Origin of the sequence: Enterobacter cloacae complex sp. OE43NF, from assembly GCF_023544405.1 — a bacterium.
Classification (GTDB): domain Bacteria; phylum Pseudomonadota; class Gammaproteobacteria; order Enterobacterales; family Enterobacteriaceae; genus Enterobacter; species Enterobacter cloacae.
This window is the reverse complement of sequence record NZ_JAMJFW010000039.1, coordinates 12794-26433: the sequence shown is the minus strand read 5'-3', so window position 1 is coordinate 26433 and position 13640 is coordinate 12794. Positions and strand designations below refer to the sequence as shown.

Sequence of the window (13640 nt, the reverse complement as noted above, 5' to 3'; positions counted from 1 at the left end):
CGTCAATACGGTTCTCGCTGTACGCTTACGAGTTTTTTAAGTGTCGTAAAATCGTGTTGAGGCCAATGCCCATAATGCGTGCACTGGCGCGACATCCGACGCCATTCATGGCCATATCAATAATTTTCTGGTGTGTACCGGGCTGAGAGGCGGTGTAAGTGAACTGTAGCTGCCATGTTTTACGGCAGTGAGAGCAGAGATAGCGCTGATGTCCGGCAGTACTTTTACCGTTACGCACCACGCCTTCAGTAGCTGAGCAGGAGGGACAACTGATGGAGATGGAAGCCACGGGAGCACCTCAAAAACACCATCGTACACTAAATCAGTAAGTTGGTAGCATTACCAAACAACTGATGAGACAGCGATTGCCAGCAGCGTATTACCTTCGCCAAATGCAGGGAAAAAAGCGCCTAATGTTGATTTAATTAAAATAAAATAGGATACGTTGCCGATACATGTACCCGCCCAAAAACCAAGTGCCGAAATGAAGCCCGGATATTCGCCGAAACCGGCTTTAGCGTAGCTAAAGACGCCCGCATTGAGTTCAGGCTTTCTTTGCGCAAGGTTCTGGAATACAAATGCCAGCATCAGCATACCGCCACCGGCAATCACCCAGGCAATAATTGCACCAAGCCCACCGGTTGCTCGTCCGAATGCAGCAGGTAATGAAAATATACCCGCTCCGATCATCGCTCCGACGACAAGCGTCGTTAAAGACCAAAGCGATAGCGTATTGGTCGTAGATTTGTTCATATAATTGTCTTAACAATGAAGCTGTGATTGATGAAGTGTGAGTTTAAAAGCGTTAAATATACCGTACTTAAATGAAGTTAATTTTTATGCCATCAAGGCTGCACAGGGGCTGGCTGTAACTCAGATCGCACCGTTTAGATCGTAATAATAACCCTCTTCTCTTTGATTTCTGATTTGCCCGCTGTTGTAGGGCGCCAGTTTCTTTCTCAGACGACCAATAAGCACCTCGACGGTATTGTTTTCTTTACCCATCCAGTCGTGATAGAGATGTTTCATGATTTTACGTTTGCTCAGCGCCTTGCCTTTGTTCTTCACCAGTAGCTTCATAATTTCAAATTCAAAACGGGTCAGTCGAATTTTTTGCTTGTTGATGAAGAGTACTTTACTGTTTAAGTCGAGTTCTAAATTACCTGCAGTAATACGGCTGGAAGGGGTGAGATAATTCCGGCGTACTAAAACCCAAATTCTGATGATAATCTCTTCAATATGACTAGACTTGACAACATAATCGTCAGCGCCGCTTTCAAACGCTTTCACCTTGTGTTCAATATCGTTGCTGCTGTTAAGGATCATGATGCGGATAGTGCGCCCTTCGCGTCGCCACTTACGAATCGCCTGTAACTCAGCAGTGGAAAGCGTTTCAGATGCCATAATCAGGAGTTCAGCTTTATTTGAAAACATAAACATTTCCACTTCCTCAATACTCGAAGATACATCAGTTAAAATACCTGCCTCTTCAATTTGGGTTTTCAAATAATGCTGATTTATAATGTTAGGATCTAATATTAACACGCGCATATCTTCCTCTCACTTTGTTGCTTCGCCTGTTAGGGTTTTTGACATTTTATGAAATGGATTTCTATGCTTTACAGATAAAGCATCGTCACCAAAAGTTGGCTAAATAATACTTTCGAAATAAATTCAAACAATTGTTTTATGAGGGATATTAGAAATACAAAATAAAAAAATGCAGAATAAAAGAAGTGAAGGGAAGAGTATGAGAAAAACAGAGGAAGTAGAGTTAAATCAAGAAAAATCACATTTAATAAGGTTTTTATTCTGCTTTTTTGGCGTGTAGAGTGTTTGTTTAGATGAACGTATGGTTGCTCCAATTGATTTCTGGTTGGGTTTTTGTTAAGAGTTAAGTGCGAGTTTTATTTTTTGATTTAACAATCTATACATCTGTCTTGCATTCATAACATTAGCACAATGAACGTCAATAAACTCATTTTCGGCAAATAAATATGGCACGCTGCAAATCGCTTATTCGCCAGGTTTTGGTGTCAAGCTTCTGGATCTTATAGTGCAGGACAGGCTGGCTTGAGGTGAGTTTCTCAACCAGCACAGAAGGTGCATTATCCTGCGGATTAGCAAGAAATTTACCTTTCGTAACTTTATGGAATCCGTTTTGCACGTCTGTGTCAATGGTCATGCTTCCTGTACGATCGACAAGGTACTCTTTACCATAATAGTTCAACGTGCCGTATTCGCTCACCGTGACGAGACCATCGTTGGTAATGTGGAAAACAATTTTGATATTTCCATTAATCCCTTGCTGGACATTTTTTGAATCTTCATAGTTGATATGTACCGTCGACATACAGTTCATCGGTAGGTAATCATAAACACCAACAAGCTTGTATATTCCCATTGCAAGCAAGGGAAGCATCAACAGGCATAAAACAATATTAATTGTTGTTAATATTGACGAAGTTTTCGCATTCATGTCCTTTCCCTGTATTTTGTTTGCCACACAGGGCAATGTGAGTTGAGTACACCTTGCTTTTTAAAGGCGCTCTGTTGTCATCAAAATAGATATTTTTGGGATATTGCTGGCATTTTAATGCGATTCTTTGCCCTAAATTTGTATTAAAAAATGAGTCAATATTCTCTTGTTTGACGCCATTTTCGTCAGTATAGACATCGCATAATCCGACTGACTTATATTTATGCATAGTGCTATCGTTTAAATGGTACAAATAAAAGGCAGTAATGGTGCTCACCATTAAAACGGTTAATGCTATTGTGCTAATGTAAAAACCTTTGTGGGAGGAACAGATTTTTTTAAATTTTTCGTACGTGCTACTACGTGTAGTACTAACACGAGTACACCGACAGTGCAGTACAAATCCTTGCTTTGGTATTGTTTCGATTTTGTCTTCAAGCGAGAATTCAAGAAATGCTTTTCGCAACAGAGATATGTTTCGGTTCAGGTTGTTATCAGAAGCAACCAGACCATGTTCTTCCCAGACTTTTTCAAGGAGTTCAGTACGGCTGACCTGAGAATTATTGGCGTCAATAAGTGCATTTAATAATCGCGACGTCGCCAGTGAAAGCTCAACTTCGCGTTTATTATCGGTTAAAATGCGCGATTCATCATTATAATGCACTATCCCGTCAAGTAGGTACTGCATAGCTTAAACGTCCTCGCAAATGAATCTAAGCATTATAATTTTAGCGCTACTATTATTCAATCTTCTGATTTCTATTAAGAGTCGAGAAGACGTATTTTTACCGGGTTAATTACACGTAGACAGAGGGACAAACTGCGAGGGCGGGGACGTTGCTTTCTCAACCATTCCTGAGAATGATTACTTTATGAATGATGCGGTGTGGCCGGGTAAGCGCAGCGCCACCCGGCGTTTTTCAGGCCAGTTCCAATTCCGCAAGGATCGCTGAAAGCGCCTCGCGCGGCTCTCCCTGAATTGCCTGCAACGGGAACGGCAAGCCGGGTGTTACCACTTTTCCCCTCATTTCCGCCGCTGCCGCGATGACCCTTACGCTACCGTAACGACGGAACAGATCCCATAGCGGCTCTAACCGTTCTGACTCTGTACTTTTCCCCGAACGCGCTATCGCCAGCGCCGCTTTTGGGAACAACCCCGCGAGAACCGAATACCAGACGTCAAACCCGGCCTGCAAGGCTGAGGCTGCCCGCCAGTCACCGGCGATACCCAGTGTGACCGTATCAGGAAGCCGGGCACGTACCTGCGACAGATCCTCCGGCACGCGGCCAAGCTTGATGGAGCCTACATTTGGCAGAGACGCGACGGCAAATAGCAATTCATCGCTAAACGCAAAACCGGTCGTGGCAGGGTTATCGTAAATGCACAGCGGTACGGAGAGCTGGCGGGTCACCGTTTCATAGAGCTTGAATACTTCCTCATCCGTTAATCGCTGGTACGACACGGGTGCCATCAGCACGCCGGAGACTCCGGCCGTTTGCGCGTCGTCAGCCAGACGCAGAATATCGTCCAGCCGCATTGCGCCGATGCTGACGATAACCGGTATGTTACCGGCATGTTCCACCGCACAGCGTGTCACCCGGGCACGCTCTTCAACGGTCAGATAGGCATAGCTCCCGGTCGAGCCAAGAATGCCCAGTGAATCCACGCCTGCCTCAACCACAGGAGAGAGCAGATGCGTAAAGGCCTGCTCATCAAACGTGCCGTTTTTCAGGGGCGTTAACGGAAATGCGCTGACTCCACGAAACATTTTTTATCCTCTTACAGGGTCAGTAACTGCCTGTGCACCACTGCACCCGGCATCAGACGTTGCAGGTTATCAATCAGATCCGCTCCGGCTTCTTCCAGTGCCGTAAGCGGCATTGACGGCAGACTTTCCAGAATAAACCACATGGTTTGCGCCTGACTGTCAAGACGCGTCCGTATACCCTGGCGCCAGTTCCAGCGACGGCAGGTAACACCGAGGTCGTCGCGCCAGATAACCTCGCCCGGCTCCGGGTATTCCACCACCGGCTGCCCCTCTTTAAAGGTATCAAACGGCTCGCTGCCGTCCGCCAGCGTCAGGCGCGGCGCGCCTGAATAAGTCGCAAGATTTTCTCCACCAACCGGGATGGCGTAGCGAATGCTCACCGCGTTGTAGATATCCACCACCGGATCGAGCGGTGGCAGCGAGCCGTCTTTTAAGACCCGCTTACGTAAGGCGGATGCCGAGCAGGGCGTACGTTTCGGTTTTGCGCCGAAGGCCTTAAATACCTCATCCCAGCCGGAAAGGTGCGCGTCAGCCCACGGCACATCATCATTAAGCATCTGCTGGCAGGCTTGCGTGAGCACGGCCGGAGCGACTTCCGGGTGGGTAACCGGCGCAGCTTCAACCAGAATGCTCAGCGCCCGAAAGCCCGGGGCAATTGCGGCAAGGCGCGGGTCTATTGACGGCGTAACGAGAGACATAAATAATCCTGTATTGACTGTTTTATACCATGGTAGTGACCAATGACTGAAAAAGTCAATATAATGACTGAACAGGGTGCCGATATCGCCCAGGTAAGCCTGGCCGTAGCGAACCGCATACGCAACTGGCGTAAAGAGAAAAAACTGTCGCTGGATGAACTCTCGCGGCGTGCCAGCGTCAGCAAAGGCATGCTGGTGGAGATCGAAAAGGGCGCAGCCAACCCCAGCATCGCCATTTTGTGCAAGCTGGCTGCCGCGCTCGGTATCTCAGTGGCGGATATCGTTAACGTCTCCAGCGAGCCGCTGGTGCACGTTATCGAAGAAGCCGCGATCCCGGTGCTGTGGCAGGGGGAAAAGGGCGGACGCGCCAGACTGCTGGCAGGAACCGCGGGCCCGGATATGATTGAGCTATGGCAGTGGGAGATGCAGCCGGGAGAGCGTTTTACCTCTTCGGGGCATCCGGCGGGCACCTTTGAGCTGCTGCACGTGAACGAAGGCATATTAACCCTGACGGTGGACGAGACGGTTACGCAGGTTGCTGCCGGGGCATCGGCGGTGGCGAAAACGGAAGCCGCGCACGGCTATGCCAATGAGGGAAAAAAGGTGCTGCGCTTTACCATGACGGTGGCGGAGTTTCACCGATAAAAAGCAGCCCGGTGGCGCTACGCTTACCGGGCTGGTGTAGTAGGCCGGGTAAGCGCAGCGCCACCCGGCGTTTTTTTACGCCTCTTCCACACTCACGCGCAGTGCCGCCAGCGCTTTACGTGCCGCCTTCAGCACCTGCTCACACTGCTCAATGGTCAGCGTCAGCGGTGGCTCAATGCGGATGGTTTTGGAATTGTTGAGTGTGCCGGCCACCAGCACCCGCTGGCGGAACATCTCGCTCGCGAAGCTATAGCCGATTTCGTTATCAACAAACTCAATGGCCATCAGCATCCCTTTACCTCGTGCCTCCTGGATCAGATCCGGGTATTCACGTCCCATCTGACGGAAACCGTCCAGCAGCATGTCGCCTTTCTGCTCCGCCTGCGCAGGCAGGTTTTGCTCCAGCAGCACGTTGATGGTGGCCAGCGCGGCCGCACAGGCCAGCGGGTTACCGCCAAAGGTGGTGGTATGCAGGAACGGGTTGTCGAACAGCACCGAGAAGACCTCTTCGGTGGCAACCGTCGCACCAATCGGCATTACGCCGCCGCCAAGCGCTTTCGCCAGACACAAAATGTCCGGCTGAACGTTCTCATGCTCGCAGGCGAACATTTTGCCGGTACGCCCCATGCCGGTCTGCACTTCGTCGAAGATCAGCAGCGCGCCAAACTCATCGCACAGCTGACGTACGGCAGGCAGATAGCCCTGTGGAGGCAGGATCACGCCGCCTTCGCCCTGAATTGGCTCCAGGATCACCGCGGCTACGTCATCGCCGGTTTTACGGCATTCGCTGAGCACGGTGCGCATGGCATTAATGTCGCCGAACGGCACGTGGCGGAAGCCCGGCAGCAGCGGCATAAACGGTTTGCGGAAGGTGGATTTGGCGGTCGCAGACAGGGCGCCCAGGGATTTACCATGGAACGCGCCGCTGGTGGCGACAAAAGTGAATTTCCCGCGCGGCGACTGGTACGCTTTGGCGAGCTTAAGCGCCGCTTCGACCGATTCCGTGCCGCTGTTGCTGAAGAAGCTGTATTTCAGTTTGCCGGGCGTTAAGGCTGCCAGCGTTTTCGCGAGCATGGCGCGAAGCGGGTCGAGCAGTTCCTGGCTATGGAGAGGTTGTTTCGCGAGTTGATTCTGTACGGCGGAAACCACTACTGGATTACGGTGCCCCACGTTGAAAATGCCAAAACCACCCAGGCAATCAATAAACTCCTGTCCCTGGGTGTCGACAAGCGTATTCAGACTTCCCGCTTGCCACTCTACGGCTCCGTAATCCCCGCCGGCGGTAACAGATTTGCGATACTCCAGAAAACCTGGATTGACGTGCTCTTTAAAGTAATCGATGACCTCTCGGTTAAGTTGTTTCATCTCCTCATGATCAAGCGTTCGCTTCTCAATGAGATTCAGTGCGTGCGCGGTACAGGCAAGAGCCGAGGCGCTGGAAGGTAACCTGTTCAAAATATGCTCCCGGGGATCGCGTATCACATGATACTGCGTTAAGTATTGCAGGGATTACGCCACTTCAGCGGACTTAACGAAAATCGGGATAAACGCCAGGTTAAAATAATGTTGCGCAATATTTAATCATGCCGATGTTTTCCAGACGGGATTTAACGGTACAGAGAACGGGGGCAGGAAGACGTGGATGGGGTCAATTGCACCAGGGGGGTGCAGGCGGTGCGACTTAAGTGGGCGTTAACAGATCATCCTTTGCAGGTAATTTCATTGTGAAAGTATTTAAAATCAATCAATTATAAAATCTCACAAAAAGTGCGGTTTAAGTGAAATCTGCGATCTCCATCAAGTTTAACAACTAAAGATAAATTGTTTACCGCCGAAAAAACAATAAACCACAAAATTAACATTCAAATAACCTGCAAGGGATGCTCACGATGTCCTCTCCAACCTATGTCACCCAGAATGAATATCTTCTGGACGATGACACCACCTTAATGTCTACCACAGACGTCCACAGCTATCTGACTCATGCTAACGACACCTTTGTTCAGGTGAGTGGCTATCAGCTTAATGAGCTGATGGGTCAGCCGCATAATCTGGTACGCCATCCTGATATGCCTAAAGCCGCTTTTGCCGATATGTGGTACACCCTGCAACAGGGCGAGCCGTGGAGCGGAATTGTCAAAAACCGCCGTAAAAATGGCGATCACTACTGGGTGCGCGCCAACGCGGTGCCGATGGTGCGCCACGGGAAGGTCACCGGCTATATGTCGATTCGCACCAAAGCGACGGCAGAAGAGATCGCCACCGTGGAGCCACTCTATAAGGCCCTGAATGCCGGACGCTGTACCAAACGGATCCATAAAGGGCTGGTGGTGCGTCAGGGCTGGTTCGGAAAACTACCGGCAATGCCGCTGCGCTGGCGGGTACGCGGCGTGATGGCGGTGCTCTTTGGCGCGCTCGCCGCCACGCTGGTGGCAACCTCAGCAGGCTGGGTGTCGTTGGCCGCAGCAGCGATAATGATGCTGCTGGGCACGTTGTTGTTTGAACAGCAGATTGTTCGCCCGGTAGAGAACGTGGCGCGACAGGCGCTGAAGGTGGCAACCGGCGAGCGCAATAGCGTGCAGCACCTGAACCGCAGCGATGAACTGGGCCTGACCCTTCGAGCGGTGGGGCAACTGGGGCTGATGTGTCGCTGGCTAATCAATGACGTATCAAGCCAGGTGGTGAGCGTGCGCGACGGCAGCGACAAGCTGGCGCAGGGTAATGAGGATCTGAACGACCGCACGCGTCAGACCGTTGCAAACGTGCAGCAGACCGTGGCGACGATGAACCAGATGGCGGCCTCCGTTCAGAGTAACTCTGAAACCGCCACCGAGGTCGATAAGCTCTCCGTAGCCGCCAGCAGTGCGGCGACCAAAGGCGGGAACGCGATGCAGACGGTGGTCAAAACCATGGACGATATCGCCGACAGTACACAGCGTATCGGCTCCATTACCACCCTGATCAACGATATTGCCTTCCAGACCAATATCCTCGCCCTGAATGCGGCGGTAGAAGCGGCACGGGCCGGTGAGCAGGGCAAAGGCTTTGCGGTGGTGGCAGGGGAAGTTCGCCATCTTGCCAGCCGCAGCGCTAATGCCGCCAACGATATCCGTAAGCTGATTGATGCCAGCGCCAGTAAGGTACAGTCCGGCTCCGAGCAGGTACACGCCGCAGGACGCACCATGGATGATATCGTTGAGCAGGTGAAAAACGTCACGCAGCTGATCGCGCAGATTAGCCATGCCACCTCTGAACAGGCTACCGGGCTTTCAGAGTTAACCCGCGCGGTGGCTGAACTGGACAGCATCACGCAGAAAAACGCCGATCTGGTTGAAGAGAGTGCGCAGATCTCCGCGATGGTAAAACACCGGGCCGGACGTCTTCAGGATGCAGTGACGGTTCTCCATTGAGTCTGTAATGTTCCAGAAAAGCCGTTTATTCTGCCAGGCGTAAACGGCTTTCGTCGCTTTATTTGTAATTATTCTTGCGATTTATTGTTAATTTTATATTAAGTAACTAAAGAAAGTGCCTCAGTTATTTATCCCTGCCTAAGTCATTTTTCCCCGATGCTATTTCATAAATGCCCCGTCTGGTGGTTGAGTAACGATCGATACGGCCATATTAATAGCCTCTGCCTATCCATTGTGATGGTTATGAAATAAAAAAGCGATCAAAGTCATAAAGTTAGCGGTTTCGTTACCGATAACGGTGATCGTCTGAGAAATAATCACATCGATGGAGTAAATATGTTCTTACATGACGTAAAAATCGGCACGAAATTATTTCTGGCGTTTGGATTCTTTATTGTCCTGATGGTGGTGAGCGCGAGTTTGTCTTTAATGAGTCTGAACCGGGCAAACAACGGGATGCAATCCATTATTACCAGTGATTATCCAACCACGGTAAAAGCGAACCAGTTAATCGATAACTTCCAGGAATTTATTAGCACTCAGCAGCTCATGCTGCTGGATGAACAGGGAACGTACACGGCGCAGTCGCAGCAGCATCTTAAAGAGATTAGCGAGCACATCACGGTGCTCCTCGGTGAGCTGAACAACGTACTGCAGGATCAGCAATCGCAGCAGGTGCTCGCCGAGATACGCGGCGTGCGCCAGCAGTATCTGGACTCGCGCTATCGTATTTTGCAGGCGGTGCAGAATCACGATCGCGCCGGGGCGCTTCAGGAGATGATGACCAACACCCTCAAACTGCAGCAGGCCTATAAAGCCAAAGTGCAGCAGCTGATTGCGATTCAGAACACTGAGATGCAGAACGCCGGGGTGCAGGTGGAAAGTGATTTCAGGAGCAACCGCCTGCTGCTCATCCTCATCACCCTCTTCAGCGTGGCGGCAGGCAGCCTGATTGGCTGGTTTATCGTGCGTTCCATAACCCGTCCGCTGGGCCAGGCCGTGGACTTTGCGGCGGCGATTGCGGATGGCGATCTCACCGGCAGTATCACCTCGCACGGTAAAGACGAAACCGGCCTGTTGCTGCATGCCCTGATGGAGATGAAAACGCGTCTGCTGGACATTGTGCAGCAGGTGCAGACCGGCTCGGAGAATATCTCCAGCGCCGCCGCGCAGATTGTCGCCGGGAACCAGGATCTGGCTGCGCGCACGGAAGAGCAGGCCAGCTCTGTGGAGCAGACCGCCGCCTCGATGGAGCAGATCACCGCGACGGTGAAAAACACCGCTTCGCATACCGGAGAAGCGACCAACCTGTCGGCAGATGCCGCGAAGGTGGTCAAAAACAACGGTGAGATGATGAAGCAGGTGACCAGCAAAATGCGCCTGATTAACGAGACCTCGAACCGGATGTCCGACATCATCGACCTGATCGATGCCATTGCCTTCCAGACCAATATTCTGGCGCTGAACGCGGCGGTGGAAGCGGCCCGGGCGGGCGAGCATGGTCGTGGCTTTGCGGTGGTGGCTGGTGAAGTGCGCCAGCTCGCGCAGAAGAGTGCTTCGTCAGCCAGTGAGATACGTGAGCTGATTGAAAGCTCCACCAGCCAGACGCAGGACGGGATGAACCTGGTCGAGAAGGCGAGCGAGCTTATCAATGGCATGGTGGGCAACGTGGAAGAGATGGATGTGATCCTGCGTGAGATCCGCCAGGCCAGCCACGAGCAGACAGAGGGGATCTCGCAGATTAACAGCGCGATTGGCCTGATTGATGCCACCACCCAGCAAAACTCCGCGCTGGTGGAGGAGTCTGTTGCCGCGGCGGCCTCCCTCAACGAGCAGGCGATGCACCTGAAAGAGCTGGTACGCGTCTTCCGCGTGAGCGCGCACGCACCGGCTTAATCCAGCTGGGAGATCTCCAGCGCCGCGCGGTCGATCACGCCAACGATCTGCTTAAGCTGCGCGTCGCTGAGCGCTCCCTGATTCACCTTCAGATCTAACACCGCTTTGAAGTTATCCAGTGCCCGCTTCATCTGCGGGTTTTTGCGTAGCTGGAAACCAACCGCACGGGCTTTGATACGCGCCTGAATCTGCTCAAGCTGTTCCTGGTTTTCCTCCAGCCACTGCTGTCCTGCCGCATTGATGGCAATGCGCTTACGCCCATTCTCTTCTTCCGTAATGGTGATAAACGCCTGATCCTGAAGATAATCCAGCGTCGGGTAAATCACGCCAGGACTCGGGGTGTAGTTCCCCTGGGTCAGGTTCTCAATCTCTTTGATCAGCTCGTAACCGTGGCTCGCGTTGCGGGTCAGAATATCCAGAATCACCAGCCGCAGATCGCCGTGACCAAAAAAGCGCGGTCGACGTCCGCCGCCATCATGTTCGTGTCGCATAGTGTGCCTCGTAAATTGATATATCTAAACTATATCTAAGATATATTCAGATGCAATCTAAAAGATCTTGCATTCTTGCTGATTAGCAATCATTATCATTTAAAATCAATTTAGATATATCGTATTCACCTGAGAAGGGTCTTAACATGGCAACCACCCGCTATCCACAACGCGTGCGTAACGAACTGCGTTTTCGTGAACTGACCGTGCTCCGTGTTGAGCGCGTAAGCGCTGGTTTTCAGCGCATAGTTTTAGGCGGCGAAGCGCTGGAGGGCTTTAGCTCCCGCGGTTTCGACGATCACACCAAAGTGTTTTTCCCGGCTCCGGGAACGACGTTTGTGCCACCGGTGGTCACCGACGAGGGCATTGACTGGGGCGACGGCGTGCGCCCGCAAAGCCGGGATTACACGCCGCTGTACGACGCCGCGAAGCATGAGCTGGCGCTCGATTTCTTCGTGCATGACGGTGGCGTTGCCAGCCAGTGGGCGCTAGAGGCGAAAGTGGGCGACAGGCTGACGATTGGTGGCCCGCGCGGTTCGCTGGTGGTACCGGAGGATTACGCCTGGCAGCTGTATGTGTGCGATGAGTCCGGGATGCCGGCGTTGCGTCGCCGCCTGGAAGGCATCGCCAGCTTGCCGAAACGCCCGGAAATTCACGCGGTGGTCACCGTCGGGGATGAATCATACAAGGATTATCTGGCGCACCTGAGCGCGTTCAACATCACCTGGGCGGTCGGCCACAGCGAGCAGGCGGTGGTTGAGCAGCTGGCGTCGCTGAACGTTCCGGCGGAAGATTACTTTATCTGGCTGACCGGGGAAGGGAAGGTGGTTAAAAACCTGAGCCGACTGTTTGAGACTGAGGCTATCGATCAGCAGCTGGTGCGTGCCAGCGCGTACTGGCACGCGAAATAATTACGCTGCTGAATCGAGCTGCGCTTCGCTCACCTGATGTTCGAGCGAGGCGCGGACCTCGTTCAGCGCCTTTTCCTGCTGCGCGAAGTACGCTTCCATATTGCTGAGCGACGACACCAGCAGCCAGGATTCTTCTTTCTCCAGCTCCGCCAGCTCGTTCACTAAGGTGTCGATCTGCTCGCGAACCTGAGCCATTTTTTTGCGGATGCGCTCCAGATCGTTCAGCCTGTCGCTGGCCATCAGCGGCTCGAAGCCCTGCTGCAGGCGCGCCACCAGAGAACGAATGGCTTTGACGTCTCCACGCTGTTTGGCCTGGTTGAGCTGCACCATCATCGCGTTGGCTTCTTCTTTCAAATCGTCTGCCACCAGATCCGGGTGACACAGTTTGCTCGCCTGTCGCCAGAGCCGTTTCAGCTCGTCCCGATCCTCTTGTGAAAGATCTTTCCCTTTACGCAGACGCACTTCGGCATCCTGATGCTGCTCGCGGTATTTCTCGTACTCTTCGTTGGCCTCGTCACGCGCCTGACGCGCAGGCTCTTCCTCACGCGTTAAGCCGCTCTCCAGCTCCAGCGCCTCGGCAAGCAGGTTGGCAATCAGGTTACTTTGCTGCTGCAGATGCTTACGCGCCTCGGCTGCCTGTACGGAATCGGCAGGAAGTTCGCGCCAGCGCTGGGTGAGTGTTGCCAGCACCTCCACGGCCTGGGCCATGTAGCGCTGACAGCGGCGATAGTCTTCCTCGCGACGACGCGCCTCAGCCTGCTGGCGGCGCAGGTTCAGCTCGGCCAGCGTTTTACGCAGTGCGAGGATCTGCTGCATCAGCGGGCCCAGGCGGGAGAAATAGAGATCGTTGAACTCATCAAGCTGCTGTACGCGCGCGTTACGGCGGTCAATCAGATCGCGCAGTCGCTCTTCCAGCGCTTTCAGTTCCAGTTTGCTCGCGGCGACCTGCGGATCGCGCCATGGCGTCACGGCACGCTGGCTCTGTAGCCACGCGCCGATCGCGGCGATGGCCGCAGTGTAGTTTTTCTGCTCAAGCGCCACGACGATTGCCTGTAGCTCATCGTCAAACGCTTCATTTTTCAGCCGGGTTAGCTGGCTCTGAATGATGTCGTCATCTTCCAGTTCAATGGCATTTTTAATGATTTCTAGCCGTTTGATCGGTGTGCTCATGATGCCTTTCGCTTTGGCGCTTAAGTATTTGAGTTAAGGTTAGTTGTTGGAAACGCTACAGGAAATAATACACACGGATGATGATCGGCGCGATGGGGGATTTCTTTAGATTTACGCAGTGTCACCCGCTAAATTCTGAAAATGCAGCAAAATAGACCTTAAATTAAATGC

12 protein-coding genes and 2 pseudogenes are annotated in these 13640 nt (G+C 52.4%); 4 read left to right on the top strand and 10 right to left on the bottom strand.

Annotated elements, in window-relative coordinates; genetic code table 11:
• Nucleotides 1-34: 34 nt before the first annotated feature.
• The 7 genes and pseudogenes from M8370_RS17145 to M8370_RS17115 form a co-directional block, all read right to left on the bottom strand.
• Nucleotides 35-289 (bottom strand): annotated as a pseudogene (locus tag M8370_RS17145) (IS1-like element transposase); the annotation flags it as partial.
• Nucleotides 290-345: 56 nt separating this feature from the next.
• Nucleotides 346-753, bottom strand: a pseudogene (locus M8370_RS17140) (amino acid permease); the annotation flags it as partial.
• Between the two features lie 120 nt (nucleotides 754-873).
• Nucleotides 874-1551, bottom strand: a complete 678-nt coding sequence (locus tag M8370_RS17135) for a winged helix-turn-helix domain-containing protein (protein WP_013098832.1) — start codon at nucleotides 1549-1551, stop codon at nucleotides 874-876.
• A gap of 427 nt (nucleotides 1552-1978) precedes the next feature.
• Nucleotides 1979-2479 carry a hypothetical protein gene (locus M8370_RS17130; RefSeq protein ID WP_250021475.1) on the bottom strand — a complete coding sequence of 167 codons (501 nt, stop codon included), beginning with the start codon at nucleotides 2477-2479 and terminating at the stop codon, nucleotides 1979-1981.
• On the bottom strand, nucleotides 2442-3167 hold the full coding sequence (locus tag M8370_RS17125) for a winged helix-turn-helix domain-containing protein (protein WP_250021474.1): 726 nt from the start codon (nucleotides 3165-3167) through the stop codon (nucleotides 2442-2444). Before M8370_RS17125 ends, M8370_RS17130 begins: the two co-directional genes overlap by 38 nt.
• Before the next feature lie 232 nt (nucleotides 3168-3399).
• The gene (locus M8370_RS17120; RefSeq protein WP_250021473.1) at nucleotides 3400-4248 is read right to left on the bottom strand and encodes a dihydrodipicolinate synthase family protein; all 849 of its coding nucleotides are present in this window, start codon (nucleotides 4246-4248) and stop codon (nucleotides 3400-3402) included.
• An 11-nt stretch (nucleotides 4249-4259) separates the two neighbouring features.
• Complete coding sequence (locus M8370_RS17115; protein WP_013098829.1) at nucleotides 4260-4946, bottom strand: B3/B4 domain-containing protein; 687 nt, start codon at nucleotides 4944-4946, stop codon at nucleotides 4260-4262.
• 42 nt (nucleotides 4947-4988) lie between these two features.
• Between M8370_RS17115 and M8370_RS17110 the strand changes: the two genes are divergently transcribed.
• Nucleotides 4989-5591, top strand: coding sequence for a helix-turn-helix domain-containing protein (locus M8370_RS17110; RefSeq protein ID WP_013098828.1), 603 nt, complete (start codon nucleotides 4989-4991; stop codon nucleotides 5589-5591).
• A 75-nt stretch (nucleotides 5592-5666) separates the two neighbouring features.
• Here the strand turns inward: M8370_RS17110 and ygjG are convergent, their stop codons facing one another.
• Nucleotides 5667-7046, bottom strand: coding sequence for a putrescine aminotransferase (gene ygjG / locus M8370_RS17105; protein WP_038420662.1), 1380 nt, complete (start codon nucleotides 7044-7046; stop codon nucleotides 5667-5669).
• A gap of 434 nt (nucleotides 7047-7480) precedes the next feature.
• Here ygjG and M8370_RS17100 point away from each other — a divergent pair, with 434 nt between their 5' ends.
• Nucleotides 7481-9001: a methyl-accepting chemotaxis protein gene (locus M8370_RS17100; RefSeq protein ID WP_062856356.1), complete on the top strand. Its 1521-nt coding sequence runs from the start codon at nucleotides 7481-7483 to the stop codon at nucleotides 8999-9001.
• A gap of 336 nt (nucleotides 9002-9337) precedes the next feature.
• On the top strand, nucleotides 9338-10897 hold the full coding sequence (locus M8370_RS17095; protein WP_013098825.1) for a methyl-accepting chemotaxis protein: 1560 nt from the start codon (nucleotides 9338-9340) through the stop codon (nucleotides 10895-10897).
• Here M8370_RS17095 and M8370_RS17090 read toward each other — a convergent pair.
• Nucleotides 10894-11388: a PadR family transcriptional regulator gene (locus M8370_RS17090; protein WP_013098824.1), complete on the bottom strand. Its 495-nt coding sequence runs from the start codon at nucleotides 11386-11388 to the stop codon at nucleotides 10894-10896. The two genes, M8370_RS17095 and M8370_RS17090, sit on opposite strands and share 4 nt — an antisense overlap.
• Nucleotides 11389-11534: 146 nt before the next feature.
• Here M8370_RS17090 and M8370_RS17085 point away from each other — a divergent pair, with 146 nt between their 5' ends.
• Nucleotides 11535-12299: a siderophore-interacting protein gene (locus tag M8370_RS17085; protein WP_250021471.1), complete on the top strand. Its 765-nt coding sequence runs from the start codon at nucleotides 11535-11537 to the stop codon at nucleotides 12297-12299.
• On the opposite strand, the gene M8370_RS17080 is transcribed toward M8370_RS17085, so the two are convergent.
• Nucleotides 12300-13469 carry a DNA repair protein gene (locus M8370_RS17080; RefSeq protein WP_250021468.1) on the bottom strand — a complete coding sequence of 390 codons (1170 nt, stop codon included), beginning with the start codon at nucleotides 13467-13469 and terminating at the stop codon, nucleotides 12300-12302.
• Between the last annotated feature and the right edge of the window lie 171 nt (nucleotides 13470-13640).